The sequence below is a fragment of the Saccharopolyspora dendranthemae genome (assembly GCF_007829955.1).
Classification (GTDB): Bacteria; Actinomycetota; Actinomycetes; order Mycobacteriales; family Pseudonocardiaceae; genus Saccharopolyspora; species Saccharopolyspora dendranthemae.
Window position 1 is genome coordinate 712,905 of the sequence record NZ_VIWX01000003.1, and the last position, 15,883, is coordinate 728,787.

Sequence of the window (15,883 nt, forward strand, 5' to 3'; positions counted from 1 at the left end):
GCGGGTGTGTAAAGTTCTAATCGCTCCGCAAGGGCACGCCCCAATAGCTCAGTCGGCAGAGCGTCGCCATGGTAAGGCGAAGGTCTACGGTTCGATTCCGTATTGGGGCTCGAAAGGCAGCCGCGGTGCTCGGTAAACTGGGTGCTGTGGCTGTTTTGCGTGGGATATCCTGCGTCGCTTGAGGCAACCGGTGCACACCGCGGCCTCGGCATGGCGGTGTAGCTCAGTCGGTAGAGCAAGCGGCTCATAATCGCTGTGTCGCCGGTTCAAGTCCGGCCACCGCTACCAGTCACGGGTTCGCAAGGATCTCTCCAGCGAACCGACCTGTTACGACCGAGAGAAAGGCACCCCCGTGGCCGCCACCGACGTTCGACCCAAGATCACGCTGGCGTGCGAGGAGTGCAAGAACCGCAACTACATCACCAACAAGAACCGGCGCAACAACCCGGACCGTTTGGAGATGAAGAAGTTCTGCATGAACTGCGGCACGCACAAGCTCCACAAGGAGACCCGCTGATCCCAGCGGTTCCTTCGCGAACGCCTTCAAGAGCCCGTCCCCGGCAGGGGGCGGGCTCTTCTCGTTGCTGCGGAACGGCCTCGGGCGGGGCGGGGAAAGCGGCCGGCGCCGATCGCGCTCGGACCTAGTAGCCTTCGCCCGTGCCGCTCGACCAGTCATTCATCGGACGTGAATATCCGCCTACCGAGCCCTACGAGGTGGGCCGGGAGAAGATCCGCGAGTTCGCCCGCGCGATCAAGGGCGACTCCCCGCTGCACCACGACGTCGAGGCGGCCAAGGCCGCCGGCTACCCGGACGTGATCGCGCCGCCGACCTTCGCGGTGATCCTCTCGATGGCCGCGCAGGACCAGATCGTGGGCGACGAGCAGCTCGGCCTGGACTACAGCAGGGTGGTGCACGGCCAGCAGGACTTCGTCCACCACCGGCCGATCCGCGCGGGCGACCGGCTGGTGACGGTTGCGCACGTCGATGACATCAGGGCTCGTGCGGGCAACGACTTCCTGACCGTGCGAGCGGAGATCGCGACGACGGACGGCGAGAGCGTGTGCACCGCGACGTCGATGCTCGTGGTGAGGGGGGCCGAGGCGTGAACGTGAAGCTTTCGGAGATCGCGGTCGGGGACCAGCTGCCGCCGCTGAGCGTGCCGCTGGAGCGCTCCGATCTGGTCCGCTACGCGGGGGCCTCGGGCGACTTCAACCCGATCCACTGGAACCAGCGGTTCGCCGAGGACGTCGGGCTCCCGGACGTGATCGCCCACGGGATGCTCACGATGGCCGTGGCCGGGCGCCTGGTGAGCGAGTGGACCGGGGACCCGGGCGCGATCGTGCGCTACGGCGTGCGATTCACGCGGCCGGTGGTCGTCCCGGACGACGCCGACGGTGCCCTGGTGACGCTCAGCGGCAAGGTCGCGAAGATCAACGACGACGGCACGGTGAAGATCAGCATCACCGCCTCCGCGGCCGATCAGAGCGTGCTGGGCGGCGCTTCGGCGACCGTCCGCCTGCCCGAGTGACCTGCGGAAGCGCTCGGCTCACCAGCGGCGAAGTCGTCTTCTCGCCAACACGGGGGGTGCCGTTGGAAGAGCGTTCTCCGCGTGCCGTACACTTTCGAACTTGGGATGCCTGAGCACCTTGGAACCTGAGTTTCAGGGCTGGTGAAAGGCGTCCCGACTTTGCGGTCGGGCTTCACGGGCCGCAGAGGGGTGTAGCTCAATTGGCAGAGCAGCGGTCTCCAAAACCGCAGGTTGCAGGTTCAAGTCCTGTCACCCCTGCGTCGATGCGACGGTGAGCGGAGGATGGTCGTGAGCGAGGACCGCGAGCAGGGCCAGGACGGTGCGCGCGAGAACGCACGCCCGTCCAGCGCCGCGGCGCGGCGCGAGCGTCGTGCCTCCGCCCGTTCCGAATCGGGCTCCGATTCGGCGCGCACAACTGAGTCGAAGGGTCGGCCGACTCCCTCGCGGGACGGTCGGCAAGGTCGGGTTTCGCCGTTCCGGAAGATCGGGCGCTTCCTGCGCGAGGTCGTCGCCGAGCTGCGTAAGGTCATCTGGCCGACGCGCAAGCTGCTGATGACCTACACGCTCGTGGTGCTGGTGTTCGTCAGCATCATGGTGGCGTTCGTCGCCGGTGTGGACGTGCTCTTCGCGAAGGGCGTGGGCTGGCTGTTCGGCGCTGGCTGAACCTCCGGTCCCGCCCAAGTGGTGCCGGCGGCGGAACAACGAACCCGGCACGCAACGCACGAGAGGAAGCGAGACCGACTGTGACCTCGCACGAGGAGACCTCCCAGGAAGCCACCGGCCTCACCGATGAGCAGGTGCAGCCCGAGGCTGCCGAAGCCGAGGCCGTGACCGTCGAGGCTGAAGAGGCCGGCGCAGTCGATTCCCCGGAGACCGACTCCGCCGAGGAGAACGCCGACGACGCCGAGCAGCCCGCTGACGGCGAGGCCGCGTCCGAAGAGGCGGAAGCCGACGACGCCGAGGCCGAAGACGCGGAAGCCGACGAGGCGGACCCGGTCGAGGAGCTGCGCGCCGCGCTGCGCCGCGCCCCCGGCGAGTGGTACGTGATCCACTCCTACGCGGGCTACGAGAACAAGGTCAAGACCAACCTCGAGACCCGTGCTCAGACGCTCGACGTCGAGGACTACATCTTCCAGGTCGAGGTGCCGACCGAAGAGGTCACCGAGATCAAGAACGGCCAGCGTAAGATGGTGCAGCGCAAGGTGCTGCCCGGCTACATCCTGGTCCGCATGGATCTCAACGACCAGTCGTGGAGCGCCGTGCGCAACACGCCAGGCGTGACCGGATTCGTCGGTGCCACCTCCAAACCGTCCGCGTTGACCATCAACGACGTGCTGAAGTTCCTCGCACCTCAGGTCGAGGAGAAGAAGCCGGAGGCGGGCAAGAAGGCCGCTGCGGGTCAGACCGCCACGGCCACCAAGTCCGCGGTCGAGGTCGACTTCGAGGTCGGCGAGTCCGTCACGGTGATGGACGGCCCGTTCGCAACGCTGCCGGCCACCATCAACGAGGTCAACGCCGACGCCCAGAAGCTCAAGGTGCTGGTGTCGATCTTCGGCCGCGAGACCCCGGTCGAGCTCTCGTTCGACCAGGTCTCCAAGCTCTGACCGCTCTCCCGGCTGCGGGAGCGCGGCGGGCTGCGCGTGGATCTGGCAGGACCCGCGCAGCAGGGGCGATTCCACCGTCTCGTGGTCTCGCCAGATTCGGTGCCGCCTTCCGGCGGTGCCGAGCAACCGGATAGCGAAGACACAGGAAGCAAACATGCCGCCCAAGAAGAAGAAGCTGGCAGGGATCATCAAGCTGCAGATCTCGGCCGGCCAAGCCAACCCGGCTCCGCCGGTCGGCCCTGCGCTGGGTCAGCACGGCGTCAACATCATGGAGTTCTGCAAGGCGTACAACGCGGCCACTGAGGCTCAGCGTGGCAACGTCGTGCCGGTTGAGATCTCCGTGTACGAAGACCGGTCCTTCGACTTCAAGCTGAAGACCCCGCCGGCCGCGAAGCTGCTGCTCAAGGCCGCTGGTGTGCAGAAGGGCTCCGGCGAGCCGCACAAGTCCAAGGTCGGCAAGGTCTCCATGGAGCAGGTCAAGGAGATCGCGCAGACCAAGATGGAAGACCTCAACGCCAACGACATCGACCAGGCCGCGAAGATCATCGCCGGCACTGCTCGTTCGATGGGCCTGACGGTCGAAGCCTGAGCCGCTGCCGGTTCGACCGGCGCGAACAGGTCGTGGGAGGGCTCGTGCGCAGCCTGACCAACCACAACTGATCCAACCTGAACTTAGGACAGACATGGCACAGCGCAGCAAGGCATACCAGCAGGCGGCCGAGCTGATCGACCGGGAGCGTCTCTACACCCCGTCGGAAGCCGCCGAGCTGGCCCAGAAGACCACCAAGGTCAACTACGACGCCACCGTCGAGGTCGCTCTGCGGCTGGGCGTCGACCCCCGCAAGGCAGACCAGATGGTCCGCGGCACCGTGAACCTGCCGCACGGCACTGGTAAGACTGCCCGCGTCATCGTGTTCGCCACCGGCGACAAGGCCGCTGAGGCCGAGGCCGCCGGCGCGGACGCGGTTGGTTCCGAGGACCTGATCGAGCGCATTCAGGGCGGCTGGCTCGATTTCGACGCGGCGATCGCCACCCCGGACCAGATGGCCAAGGTCGGCAAGATCGCTCGGGTTCTCGGCCCGCGCGGTCTGATGCCGAACCCGAAGACCGGCACCGTCACTCCGAACGTCACCAAGGCGATCACGGAGATCAAGGGCGGCAAGATCAACTTCCGCGTCGACAAGCAGGCCAACCTGCACTTCATCATCGGCAAGGCGTCGTTCGACACCCAGAAGCTGGTGGAGAACTACGTGGCCGCGCTGGACGAGATCCTGCGCGCCAAGCCGTCGGCGTCGAAGGGCCGGTACCTGAAGAAGGTCACCTTCACGACCACGATGGGCCCGGGCATCCCGGTGGACCCGGCCGTCACGCGCGCGCCGGCCGCCGCCTGACCCGAGATCCCTTCGAAAGAGGGCGAACGCTCAACGAGCGTTCGCCCTCTTTCGCATTCACAGGTCCGGTGACGTGAGATCAGGTCATGATCGATATCCCATTTGCCCGATCGGTTCTGGCCAGAACTCGCCACTCGCCGAAATGTGACGGCGAGTGGCGGGCCGGTTACCGCTGAGAGGCAATTCCCGGTTTCTCAGGAATTGAGGTCCGGTCAGGGACAGGCGGAAGACGTCAGGGCGTAGGCGGAGATGGTCCAGCCGCCTTGCGGAGTTCGGGTGAGTTTGAAAGTTCCGAGTTCCGGTCCGCCCCGGACCTGGATTCGGCAACCCGGAACCTGGGCGTCCGGTCCGCTCTCGACGATGGCGTCGTGGGCGAATTTGGGATTCGCGTAAGCGTTGGGGTCGGTGATCTTCGCGTTCAGACCCCGAGCCGCGGTTTCGCAGTCCGGTGCCCCGTAGGCGGTGGCGAAACCGTTCCTGCCGTCCGCGTCGAACAGCGCGCACGCCTGCTCCGGCGGTTCCGCTCGCAGGTAGTTGAGAACGCTGCGAATCGCCTGCTGCGGGTTCTGCGCCGTCATGGGCAGCGTGTCGGCCGGGGCGCCTCCGCCGGTGCCGCTGCCGGACGACCCGCCGCGGTCGCCGAAGTAGTGGTCGTAGGCCAGGTTCAGCAGGAGCAGGGCGATGAGGACGTAGAGGATCCTCCTGACCCACTTGTAGCGGAGCAGGCCGAGAGCCTTCTTCCACCACGGCTTCTCCGGTTCGGGCGCGGGTGCGCCCGTGCTGCCGCCCTGGGAGGCCTGCCACTCCTTGAACCGCTTGAACTCCAAGAACTCCTGGTACTCCGCGTCCGCTGAGCTCGGGTCGGCGGACGCCTTCGGAGCGTCGCCGCGCGGAGCCGGTTCCGGCGACCGGTCGCGCTCGGCCACCTCGACGACTTCGGCGTCGACGATCTCGGGCAGGTTGTCGGAACGCGGTTCCCGCTGATCAGCCACGCACACATGATGCCGGGAGACGGGGGCCGGTGGAAGCGCCCCTCCGGGGTCGAGTATTCTAATCGAGGTTCCACCCAAGACCGCTGGTCTTCCTCACCGCTCGGCTACGGGCGAGGAGGAACTAAGGTCCCGTGAGATGCGGGCGGCCTGCGCAGGAGGGACGAGGCTGGTCACGCGTGTCTTGTCGCGCGTGCACCGATTTTCACGCCCCGTGCTGCCCTGCGCCGGGGCGTTTTGTCGTCTCAGGACCGACTGGATGGGTCAAGCCACAGTCGGAAACAGAGAGGAGGCGACATGGCGAAGTCCGACAAGGTCGATGCGGTCAGCGAGATCTCGGAGAAGTTCAACAACTCCACCGCTGCCGTTGTGACCGAGTACCGCGGGCTCTCGATGGCTCAGCTGTCTGAGCTGCGCCGCGCACTCGGTTCGAACGTGAGCTACCGTGTCGCGAAGAACACGCTGGTCAAGCGTGCCGCCGAGCAGTCGGGCGTCGAGGGCCTCGACGACCTGTTCGTCGGCCCGACCGCGATCGCCTTCGTTGAAGGCGAGCCGGTCGATGCAGCCAAGGCGATCAAGGAATTCGCCAAGGGCAACCAGAACCTGGTGGTCAAGGGCGGGTACATGGACGGCCGCGCGCTGTCCGTGTCCGAGGTCGACAGCATCGCTGACCTCGACTCGCGCGAAGTCACGCTGGGCAGGCTGGCCGGTGCCATGAAGGCCAAGATGAACGAGACCGCCGCGCTGTTCGTCGCGCCGGCGTCTCAGGTGGCTCGCATGGCCGCCGCCCTTCAGGAGAAGAAGGGCGAGTAAGGCTCCCGCAGTCCGCAGTGGACGGTGCGTGGAGCGCGCGCCGTTGCGGGCCCGTGGAACGTCTTTCGCGCGAAACCCCCTTACCCGGATACCGACGGTGCCCGGGCACTGAGCAGAAAGGAACGCCGACATGGCGAAGCTGAGCAACGACGAGCTGCTGGACGTCTTCAAGGAGATGACCCTCCTGGAGCTGTCGGAGTTCGTGAAGCAGTTCGAGGACACCTTCGACGTCACCGCCGCCGCCCCGGCCGCGGTCGCCGTTGCCCCCGCCGCCGGTGGCGAGGCCGCCGAGGCTGAGGAGCAGGACGAGTTCGACGTCGTGCTCGAGAGCGCCGGCGACAAGAAGATCCAGGTCATTAAGGTCGTTCGCGAGATCGTCACCGGCCTGGGCCTGAAGGAGGCCAAGGAGCTCGTCGAGGGCACCCCGAAGGCCATCCTGGAGAAGGTCGACAAGGAGAAGGCCGAAGAGGCCAAGGGCAAGCTGGAAGAGTCCGGCGCCTCCGTCTCCGTCAAGTGATTCACCACCCGGCCGCTGGGCGCTTCGTCCGGCGGTCCGGGTAGCGGAACCTGACACGCCGCTCCACGACTCGCGGCTGCGCCGCACGCGTCGGGTTCGAAAACCAGGTTCCGGAGTCGCTGAGTCTTTGACTCGCTGTGAGAGAACGGGCACTCGCTGTTGCGGGTGCCCGTTCTCTTTTCCTTTGCGCGGAAACGAGGACCTTTTTTCGGACGTATCCGAGAAGGGTCCTTGATTTGTAGTGAACTCATGAGTAACCCTGCTGCGTCGAGCTCGTTGCATAGGTGTGACGCCAACTACCTTCGTTAGGCGCGTCACGTGTGCGAGGGTGCTTCTCCGGGGATGGATTACGTCCCCGGAATCGGTGTAATCGAGGACGCGGAGGTTCGGATGGGCGTCGAGGTGGTTGTCGAAGGGCTCTCGAAGTCCTTCGGCCCGCAGACCATCTGGCGGGACGTCTCGCTGAATCTGCCCCAGGGCGAGATCAGCGTGCTGCTCGGGCCTTCCGGCACCGGCAAGTCGGTGTTCCTGAAGTCGCTGGTGGGTCTGCTCAAGCCGGATGAGGGCAAGGTCGTCATCAACGGGACGGACATCTGCACTTGCTCGGAAAAGGATCTTTACGAGGTTCGGAAGCTTTTCGGCGTGCTGTTCCAGGACGGCGCGCTGTTCGGCTCGATGAACCTCTACGACAACATCGCCTTCCCGCTCCGCGAGCACACCCGCAAGAGCGAGACCGAGGTCCGAAACGTGGTCCTCGAGAAGATGGAGATGGTCGGTCTCATCGGTGCGGAGGACAAGCTCCCAGGTGAGATCTCGGGCGGCATGAAGAAGCGCGCGGGTCTGGCCCGCGCCCTCGTGCTCGACCCGGAGATCCTCCTGTTCGACGAGCCGGACTCCGGTCTGGACCCGGTCCGGACCGCGGTGCAGAACCAGCTGATCGTCGACCTCAACGCGCAGATCGACGCGACGTTCCTGATCGTCACGCACGACATCAACACCGCTCGGACCGTGCCGGACAACATCGGCATGCTCTACCGCCGCAACCTGGTGATGTTCGGGCCGCGCGAGGTCCTGCTGACCTCCGACGAGCCCGTGGTCGTGCAGTTCCTCAACGGCCGGCCCGACGGGCCGATCGGCATGAGCGAGGAGAAGGACACCGCGCTGGTGGAGGCCGAGCTGGCCAAGCACGGCCGACCGCAGGTCCCCGCGATGATGCCGCAGCTGGAGGTCAGCCCCGGCCTGCCGGACCGCTCCGCCGTGCACCGCCGCAAGGAGCGCGTGCTGCGCCAGCTGCGCTCGCTGAACCCCACCGCGCAGGAGGAGATCCTCAAGAGCCTGACTCCGGAGGAGTTGGCGCTCTACGGGTTCAAGTCCCCCGCGACCGGTTCCTGGCCCCAGCAGCAGGCGGCACCGCAGCAGCAGGCGGCACCGCAGCAGCAGGCGGCACCCCAGCAGTTCGCCAACCCGCAGCAGCCGCCGCAGCAGTTCGCTCAGCAGCCGCAGCAGGCCGCACCCCAGCAGCCCGCGCCGCAGCAGTTCGCCCAGCAGCAGGCGCAGCCCCAGCAGGCGCAGCAGCAGCGGCCCTCGCCGCACCCGCGCCAGCAGGAGCAGGAACCGGTGTGGCCCGGCGGGTTGCAGGCGGACGAAGAGCCCGCGGGCGGTCGCCGCCGCTGGTTCGGACGCAAGCGAGGTGAGCAGTGAGCGCGTCCCGGGTGCAGTTCCCCGGTGCCGGTGGTCTGCGCCAGACGGGCAAGCTGTTCGCGCTGGGGATGGACATCGTGCGGGCCATGCCCTCGCGTCCGTTCCAGATCCGTGAGTTCATCCAGCAGTGCTGGTTCATCGCCAGCGTCACGATCCTGCCGACCGCACTGGTCTCGATCCCCTTCGGCGCGGTCATCGCGCTCCAGCTCGGATCGCTGACCAGGCAGATCGGCGCCCAGTCGTTCACCGGTGCCGCCAGCGTGCTGGCGATCATCCAGCAGGCCAGTCCGATCGTGACGGCGCTGCTGATCGCCGGTGCGGGTGGTTCGGCGATCTGCGCCGACCTCGGGTCGCGCAAGATCCGCGACGAGATCGACGCGATGGAGGTGCTGGGCGTCTCGCCGATCCAGCGCCTCGTGGTGCCCAGGGTTCTGGCCGCGATGCTGGTGGCAGTGCTGCTCAACGGCATGGTCAGCGTCGTCGGCGTGGTCGGTGGCTACACCTTCAACGTGATCATGCAGGACGGGACGCCGGGCGCGTACATGGCCAGCTTCAACGCGCTGGCCCAGCTGCCGGACCTGTGGATCAGTGAGCTCAAGGCCCTGATCTTCGGCTTCTTGGCGGGTGTGGTGGCCGCTTTCCGCGGCCTCAACCCACCACCGGGTCCGAAGGGCGTCGGGGACGCCGTGAACCAGTCGGTCGTGATCACCTTCCTGCTGCTGTTCGCGGTGAACTTCATCCTCACGACGCTGTACATGCAGTTGGTCCCGCCAAAGGGAATGTGATGGCCGCCAGGGGAATGGGAACATGGTGACGATCTCGCAGCGCGCCAAGCGCGCGGCCCGACGGCCGGTGGAGATGCTGGACGACCTGGGTGACCAGATGTCGTTCTACATGCGCTCGCTGGCGTGGATTCCGAGGGCCATCACCCGCTACGCCAAGGAAACGCTGCGCCTGCTGGCCGAGGTCAGCTTCGGCAGCGGCGCCCTGGCCGTCATCGGCGGCACGGTCGGCGTGATGATCGGCCTGACGCTGTTCACCGGCACGGTCGTCGGGCTGCAGGGCTTCGCGGCCCTCGACCAGCTCGGCACCTCGGCCTTCGCCGGCTTCATCTCGGCCTACTTCAACACCCGCGAGATCGCGCCGCTGGTGGCCGGTCTGGCCCTGTCGGCGACGGTGGGTTCGGGCTTCACGGCGCAGCTGGGCGCGATGCGGATCTCCGATGAGATCGACGCGCTGGAAGTCATGGGCGTGCCGAGCCTTCCGTACCTGGTGACCACCCGCGTGATGGCCGGCTTCGTCGCCGTCGTCCCGCTCTACGTGCTGGGCCTGCTGACGTCCTACGTCGCGGCCAGAGGCGTCACCGTCTACCTCTACGGGCAGTCGGCGGGCACCTACGACCACTACTTCAACCTGTTCCTGCCTCCCGAGGACGTCCTGTGGTCCTTCGGGAAGGTCCTGATCTTCAGCGTGGTGGTGATCATGACGCACTGCTACTACGGCTACCGGGCCAGCGGCGGCCCCGCCGGGGTCGGCGTCGCGGTGGGACGCGCGGTGCGGACCGCGATCGTGACCACCGCCCTGCTGGACTTCTTCCTGAGCCTCGCGATCTGGGGCACCACCACGACCGTTCGGATCACGGGATGAGCGGGCGCGGAGCGGTCACCACGGTCAAGCGCAGGGTCATGGGTCTGGCGCTGCTGATGAGCATGGTCATGTTCGTCGTGCTGTGCCTGGCGTTCTACAACAAGGCGTTCACGGCCTCCTCGGACGTGATCCTCAAGGCGGCTTCCACCGGCAACCAGCTGCTTCCGGACTCCGATGTCAAGGTCCGCGGCATGATCGTCGGTCGCGTCGTCGAGGTGAAGTCGACGGGCAAGGGAGCGGAGCTGCACCTGGCGCTGCAGCCGGACATGGCGGAGAAGATCCCGTCCAACGTCTCGGCGCAGCTGCTGCCGCGCACCCTGTTCGGCGAGCGCTACGTGTCGCTGGACATGCCCAAGGAGCCGTCGTCCAAGACGCTCGCCTCGGGCGGGGTGATCGAGCAGGACCGGACCCGCGCGGGCCTGGAGCTGGAAACGGTTCTGGCCGACACGATGCCGGTGCTGCAGGCGGTGAACCCCGAAGACCTGGCGTCCACGCTCAACGCGCTGGACCACGCGCTGTCCGGGCGCGGCGACCAGGTCGGAGACACGCTGTCGCAGCTCAACACCTACCTGGACGGTCTCAACCCGTCGGTGCCGGACCTGCGGGACAACCTGCGGGAGCTGGTCGGGGTCGCGCAGACCTACGAGCAGGCCGCACCGGACATCATCTCCGCGCTGGACAACTTCTCCACCACGGCGCGAACCCTGGTGGACCAGAAGCAGAACCTGCAGAAGATGACCGGGCAGCTGACCACGACGTCCGGCGACCTGACGACGTTCTTCAACGCCAACGGCAAGAACATCATCCAGCTCGCCGATGCCCAGCGGCCGACCTTGGACGTGCTGTCGAAGTACTCGTCGTCCTTCCCGTGCTTCCTGGGCGAGATGGCGGAGTACGTCCCGCGCATCCGCAAGGCGTTCGGCGAGGGCACCAACGAGCCGGGTCTGCACGTGACGCTCGAAGTCGCCGCGCACCGCGGCAAGTACGAGCCGAACCAGGACGAGCCGGAGTTCGCCGACAAGCGCGGACCGCGTTGCTACAACTTCATGGAGCACCTGGACCCGATGCCGGAATACCCGCCGGACGGCCCGTTCAAGGACGGCTCGGTGCCGCCGCCGGCATCCCGCCCGGCGACCGGTGGCCTGAACCCGGCAGCGGGCACCAGCCCGCAATCAGCACCGGCCGGTACCGCGACGCAGTGGGTCAACTCGCCCGCTGAGCAGGACATGGTGGCCACCGTGCTGGCTCCGGCCCTGGGACGTCCTTCCTCGGAGGTTCCCGACTGGGGCGGGTTGCTGGTCGGACCGGTGCTGCGAGGTGCGGAGGTGAGCTACCGATGAACGGGATCAGCATTCGCGGACCGCTCTTCAAGTTCATGATCTTCGTCGTCGTCACGTTGCTGGCCTCCGGTCTGCTGATCATGACGATCGCGAACCAGGACCTGCGGTCGGCGACCTCGTACTCCGCGCGGTTCACCGACGCCACCGCCCTCAACGAGGGCGACGAGGTGCGGATCTCCGGGGTCAAGGTCGGTGAGGTCGAGGACGTCGAGCTCGTCGACAACAAGATCGCGCAGGTGACGTTCAACGTCGCCGACCGGAAGCTCCCGTCGTCGGTGACCGCGACCATCAAGTACCGGAACCTGGTGGGACAGCGCTACATCGCGCTGGAGCAGGGGGCCACGCCCGCCGGCTCCGGCGGTGCCGCCGGCCGGACCGCGCAGGGCGGATTCCTGCCCGAGGGCGGCATGATCCCGCAGGAGCGCACCAAGTCCGCGCTGGACCTGACCGTGCTGCTGGGCGGCTTCAAGCCGCTGTTCCAGGCGCTGTCACCGGAGGACGTCAACAAGCTGTCCTACGAGATCATCCAGGTCCTGCAGGGCGAGGGCGGCACGGTCGAGAGCCTGCTGTCGCACACCGCTTCGCTGACGACCACCATCGCCTCCCGCGACAAGGTGATCGGCGAGGTCATCACCAACCTCAACGGCGTGCTGGACACCGTCAACGCGCGTGATCAGCGGCTCTCCGAGCTGGTCGGTCAGCTGCGGCAGGTGGTGTCCGGACTCGCCGAGGACCGCGACTCCATCGGCAGCGCGATCACCTCCTTGGACGGCCTGACCAACACCACGGCGGGGCTGCTGGAGGACGCCAGGCCGGGTCTGCAGCAGGACATCGCCGGTCTCGGTGACCTGTCGAAGAACCTCAACGACAACGAGCAAATCGTGGACCGGGTGCTGCACAACATGCCGAACAAGCTGGAGAGCTTGAGCCGCACCGCTTCCCACGGGTCGTGGTTCAACTTCTACATGTGCAGTGCCTCCGGCAACGTCGGCGTCGGCAACATTAACCTGCCGCTGCCGCTCGCGCCGGTGACCCAGCCGAGGTGCCAGCGATGACTTCCTACTCCCAGCGCGACCCGCTCAAGATCGGCATCGCCGGCATCCTGGTGCTGGTGGTGGCGTTCCTGCTGGTGGCCAACTACGAGCGGCTGCCGCTGATCAGCGGCACCAAGTACACCGCCGAGTTCAGCGAGGCGGCGGGGCTGCGGGCCGACAACGAGGTCCGGGTCGCAGGCGTCAAGGTCGGCACGGTCTCCGACGTCGAGCTGGAAGGCGACCGCGTGCTGGTCAGCTTCCGGATCAACGACGCCGAGATCGGTGACCACACCACCGCGGCGATCAAGGTCAAGACGCTGCTCGGCCAGAAGTACCTGGCGCTGGACCCGCAGGGTTCCAAGGAGCTCGACAACGACCAGCCGATCCCGCTGAACCGGACCATGTCGCCGTACGACGTCATCGAAGCGTTCAGCGACCTGTCCAAGAACGTCGACCAGATCGACACGGCGCAGCTGGCCAAGAGCTTCGAAACCCTCTCCAGCACGTTCAAGGACACGCCCGGTGAAGTCGGCGGTGCCCTCAACGGGCTCTCGCAGCTCTCGAAGACGATCTCGTCGCGGGACGAGGAGATCGAGCACCTGCTGAACAACACCACGCAGGTCTCCCAGCAGCTCGCCGACCGCAACGAGGACTTCGAGAAGCTGCTCTCCGACGGCAACCTGCTGCTCCAGGAGCTCCGGGCCCGCCGGGAATCGATCTCGTCGCTGCTCACCGGAACCCAGGAGCTGTCGCAGCAGCTGACCGGGCTGGTCGACGACAACCAGGCGCAGCTGGGGCCGACGCTGGAACAGCTGGACAAGGTGACCAAGATGCTGCAGCGCAACCAGCAGAACCTGGACCGGAGCCTGAACACCTTCGCCCCGTTCACCAGGCTGTTCTCCAACGTCCTCGGCAACGGCCGCTGGTTCGACACCTACATCTGCGGTCTGCTCCCGCCCGCCGTCGGGCCGATCAACCAGGAGGGTTGCAAGCAATGACGAACGCACCCTCGAAGACCTCGACGCTGGCCAAGGTCCTCACCGTCGGGATCGTGGTCGTGCTGCTCGGCGCCGTCGGCGGCTGGTGGCTGTTCTACGGCGCGGCCGAGCGCAAGGTCACCGCCTACTTCGACGCGGCCGTGGGCCTGTACCCGGGCGGTGACGTGCGCATCCTCGGCGTCCCGGTCGGCACCATCGACGAGGTGACGCCGCAGGGCAAGCAGGTCAAGGTCACGCTGAGCGTGGACCGCGACACCGCGATCCCCGCCAGCGCCAACCTGGTCGCCGTCTCGCCCAGCGTCGTCTCCGACCGGTACGTGCAGTTCGCGCCGGTCTACAAGGGAGGCCCGAAGCTCGGCGACGACGCGGTGATCCCCGCCGATCGCACCGCGACGCCCGTCGAGCTGGACAACATCTACCGGAGCCTCAACGACCTCACCAACGCGCTGGGTCCCAACGGGGCCAACAAGAACGGCGCGCTGACCGACCTGCTCAACACCGGTGCCGCCAACCTGGAGGGCAACGGCAAGGCGCTGTCGGAAACCCTGCGCAACCTCGGCGAAGCGGGCACGACGCTGTCGGGCAACAGCGACGAGCTGTTCAAGACGGTCGACAACCTGCAGCGGTTCACCGGGATGCTCGCCGACAACGACGGCCAGATGCGCCGGTTCAACTCGCAGATGGAAGAGGTCAGCAGCCATCTCGCCGGTGAGCGCAACGACATGAGCGCGGCGCTGGCCGAGCTGTCGGTGGCGCTGGGTAAGGTGGAGACCTTTGTGCGGGACAACCGCTCTCAGGTGCAGTCCAACGTCAGCCAGCTGCACGACGTGGCCGCCGTGCTGGTCAAGCAGAAGGCGGCGCTCAACGAATCGCTGACCAACGCGCCACTGGCCATGAGCAACCTGAACAACACCTACAACGGTGCCTCCGGAACGCTGGACCAGCGCGCCATGTTCAACGAGCTCAACCAACCCCCGCTGGTCTCCGTCTGCAAGCTGCTCGACCAGAGCACGCCGAAGGAGGTCCCGCTGGAGGTCAGCACGGCTTGTGACGCGCTGCGACCGGTCCTGGGCGGCGCCGAGAAGCTGCCGACGCTGGCCGAAACCCTCAACGCGGTGCAGAACGGCAAGCTCCCGCCGTTGCCGCTGCCGCTGACCAACGGACTTCAGCCCGCTGGAGGTGGCCAGTGATGCGGCCCGGTTCGATGACCCGGCTCGTGCGATCCGTCCTCAACCGCAAGTCGCCGTCAAGGTCGGTGCGGTCGCGGCGGTCGGCTTGCTGGCGCTGTCGGGTTGCTCCTCGCGCGGCGTCTACGACATGCCGCTGCCGGGCGGAGCCGACGTCGGCAGCGACCCCCTACGACGTGAAGGTCCGCTTCACCGACGTGCTCGACCTCGTGCCCAACGCGGGTGTCCGGGTCAACGACGTGGCGGTCGGACGGGTCTCCAACATCGTCCTGGCACCCGGGACGTGGGACGCCGAGGTGACGGTGACCCTCAACGGAGACGTCAAGCTGCCCGCCAACTCCGTCGCCCGGCTGCGCCAGTCCAGCCTGCTGGGTGAGAAGTACGTCGAGCTGGCCGCGCCCCCGCAGGCTGCCTCCGGGCGGCTGACCGAAGGCGCGACCATCGGCCTGAACCGCTCGAACCGCAACCCCGAGGTCGAAGAGGTCCTCGGCGCGCTGTCGCTGCTGCTCAACGGTGGTGGTGTCGCGCAGCTGCAGGACATCACCAAGGAGCTCAACAAGGCGATGAGCGGGCGTGAGTCCGACATCCGCGGCTTGCTCAACAACCTCGACGAACTGGTCTCTGGGCTGGACGCGCAGCGCAACGACATCGTGCGCGCCTGGGACAGCGTCAACCGGCCTCTCGGCCAAGCTCAACGAGCAGCGCGGCAGCATCGACACCGCGCTGCGCGACCTCGGCCCCGGGCTGCAGGTGCTCCACGAGCAGCGCGGCCAGCTGGTGACCATGCTGCAGTCGCTGGACAAGCTCTCGGGCCGTGGCGACCAACGTCGTCGACAAGTCGCACGAGGACCTCGTTCACGACCTCAACCAGCTCGCGCCGACGCTGCACCAGCTCGCAGCGGCCGGTGACGCGCTGCCGAAGTCGCTGGAAACCCTCGTCACCTTCCCGTTTCCCGGACAACGCGGGTCGAAGGCATCGGGAATGAGCGACTACACCAACCTGTACCTCAAGGTCGACCTGAACCTGAGCACGATCGTCGACAACCTCGGGCGGTCGCGTCAGCCGCTGTTGCCGGTGCCCGACGGCCTTCCGCTCCCGTTGAACGGCCAGACGCAACAGCCCCAGAAACCCG

At 67.0% G+C, this 15,883-nt stretch carries 17 protein-coding genes, 3 tRNA genes and 1 pseudogene; 20 read left to right on the forward strand and 1 reads right to left on the reverse strand.

Annotated features, from left to right (window positions below):
* The first annotated feature begins 37 nt into the window (after nt 1-37).
* From FHU35_RS18660 to rplA, 10 genes are all read left to right on the forward strand, one after another.
* A tRNA-Thr gene (locus tag FHU35_RS18660) sits at nt 38-110 on the forward strand.
* Between the two features lie 102 nt (nt 111-212).
* Nucleotides 213-288 (forward strand) — tRNA-Met (locus FHU35_RS18665).
* 64 nt (nt 289-352) lie between these two features.
* Nucleotides 353-517: a 50S ribosomal protein L33 gene (gene rpmG / locus FHU35_RS18670; protein ID WP_132621563.1), complete on the forward strand. Its 165-nt coding sequence runs from the start codon at nt 353-355 to the stop codon at nt 515-517.
* A 140-nt stretch (nt 518-657) separates the two neighbouring features.
* Nucleotides 658-1,107, forward strand: a complete 450-nt coding sequence (locus tag FHU35_RS18675) for a MaoC family dehydratase N-terminal domain-containing protein (protein ID WP_145741361.1) — start codon at nt 658-660, stop codon at nt 1,105-1,107.
* Nucleotides 1,104-1,529, forward strand: a complete 426-nt coding sequence (locus FHU35_RS18680) for a MaoC family dehydratase (RefSeq protein WP_145741363.1) — start codon at nt 1,104-1,106, stop codon at nt 1,527-1,529. Before FHU35_RS18675 ends, FHU35_RS18680 begins: the two co-directional genes overlap by 4 nt.
* Before the next feature lie 185 nt (nt 1,530-1,714).
* Nucleotides 1,715-1,787: transfer RNA gene (locus tag FHU35_RS18685), tRNA-Trp, on the forward strand.
* A gap of 30 nt (nt 1,788-1,817) precedes the next feature.
* Nucleotides 1,818-2,192: a preprotein translocase subunit SecE gene (secE, locus tag FHU35_RS18690; RefSeq protein WP_145741365.1), complete on the forward strand. Its 375-nt coding sequence runs from the start codon at nt 1,818-1,820 to the stop codon at nt 2,190-2,192.
* A gap of 80 nt (nt 2,193-2,272) precedes the next feature.
* Complete coding sequence (nusG, locus tag FHU35_RS18695) at nt 2,273-3,133, forward strand: transcription termination/antitermination protein NusG (RefSeq protein WP_145741366.1); 861 nt, start codon at nt 2,273-2,275, stop codon at nt 3,131-3,133.
* Nucleotides 3,134-3,287: 154 nt separating this feature from the next.
* On the forward strand, nt 3,288-3,722 hold the full coding sequence (gene rplK / locus FHU35_RS18700; RefSeq protein WP_145741368.1) for a 50S ribosomal protein L11: 435 nt from the start codon (nt 3,288-3,290) through the stop codon (nt 3,720-3,722).
* A 94-nt stretch (nt 3,723-3,816) separates the two neighbouring features.
* Nucleotides 3,817-4,524, forward strand: coding sequence for a 50S ribosomal protein L1 (rplA, locus tag FHU35_RS18705; protein ID WP_145741370.1), 708 nt, complete (start codon nt 3,817-3,819; stop codon nt 4,522-4,524).
* A 212-nt stretch (nt 4,525-4,736) separates the two neighbouring features.
* Here the strand turns inward: rplA and FHU35_RS18710 are convergent, their stop codons facing one another.
* The gene (locus tag FHU35_RS18710; RefSeq protein ID WP_145741372.1) at nt 4,737-5,516 is read right to left on the reverse strand and encodes a hypothetical protein; all 780 of its coding nucleotides are present in this window, start codon (nt 5,514-5,516) and stop codon (nt 4,737-4,739) included.
* Nucleotides 5,517-5,810: 294 nt separating this feature from the next.
* Between FHU35_RS18710 and rplJ the strand changes: the two genes are divergently transcribed.
* The 10 genes and pseudogenes from rplJ to FHU35_RS18760 form a co-directional block, all read left to right on the forward strand.
* Nucleotides 5,811-6,326, forward strand: coding sequence for a 50S ribosomal protein L10 (gene rplJ / locus FHU35_RS18715; RefSeq protein WP_145741374.1), 516 nt, complete (start codon nt 5,811-5,813; stop codon nt 6,324-6,326).
* 130 nt (nt 6,327-6,456) lie between these two features.
* Nucleotides 6,457-6,843: a 50S ribosomal protein L7/L12 gene (gene rplL / locus FHU35_RS18720; protein ID WP_145741377.1), complete on the forward strand. Its 387-nt coding sequence runs from the start codon at nt 6,457-6,459 to the stop codon at nt 6,841-6,843.
* Nucleotides 6,844-7,233: 390 nt separating this feature from the next.
* Nucleotides 7,234-8,544 (forward strand): ABC transporter ATP-binding protein, encoded by a 1,311-nt coding sequence (locus tag FHU35_RS18725; RefSeq protein ID WP_145741379.1) that lies wholly within the window; start codon nt 7,234-7,236, stop codon nt 8,542-8,544.
* Nucleotides 8,541-9,329 carry an MlaE family ABC transporter permease gene (locus FHU35_RS18730; protein ID WP_145741381.1) on the forward strand — a complete coding sequence of 263 codons (789 nt, stop codon included), beginning with the start codon at nt 8,541-8,543 and terminating at the stop codon, nt 9,327-9,329. Before FHU35_RS18725 ends, FHU35_RS18730 begins: the two co-directional genes overlap by 4 nt.
* A 22-nt stretch (nt 9,330-9,351) precedes the next feature.
* Nucleotides 9,352-10,191, forward strand: a complete 840-nt coding sequence (locus FHU35_RS18735; RefSeq protein ID WP_145741383.1) for an MlaE family ABC transporter permease — start codon at nt 9,352-9,354, stop codon at nt 10,189-10,191.
* Nucleotides 10,188-11,531, forward strand: a complete 1,344-nt coding sequence (locus tag FHU35_RS18740; RefSeq protein ID WP_145741385.1) for an MCE family protein — start codon at nt 10,188-10,190, stop codon at nt 11,529-11,531. The genes FHU35_RS18735 and FHU35_RS18740 overlap by 4 nt, the downstream gene beginning before the upstream one ends.
* The gene (locus FHU35_RS18745; protein ID WP_145741387.1) at nt 11,528-12,586 is read left to right on the forward strand and encodes an MCE family protein; all 1,059 of its coding nucleotides are present in this window, start codon (nt 11,528-11,530) and stop codon (nt 12,584-12,586) included. Before FHU35_RS18740 ends, FHU35_RS18745 begins: the two co-directional genes overlap by 4 nt.
* Nucleotides 12,583-13,563 carry an MCE family protein gene (locus tag FHU35_RS18750; RefSeq protein WP_145741389.1) on the forward strand — a complete coding sequence of 327 codons (981 nt, stop codon included), beginning with the start codon at nt 12,583-12,585 and terminating at the stop codon, nt 13,561-13,563. Before FHU35_RS18745 ends, FHU35_RS18750 begins: the two co-directional genes overlap by 4 nt.
* Nucleotides 13,560-14,753, forward strand: a complete 1,194-nt coding sequence (locus FHU35_RS18755; RefSeq protein WP_145741391.1) for an MCE family protein — start codon at nt 13,560-13,562, stop codon at nt 14,751-14,753. The genes FHU35_RS18750 and FHU35_RS18755 overlap by 4 nt, the downstream gene beginning before the upstream one ends.
* Nucleotides 14,754-14,880: 127 nt before the next feature.
* Nucleotides 14,881-15,883 (forward strand): annotated as a pseudogene (locus FHU35_RS18760) (MCE family protein); the annotation flags it as partial.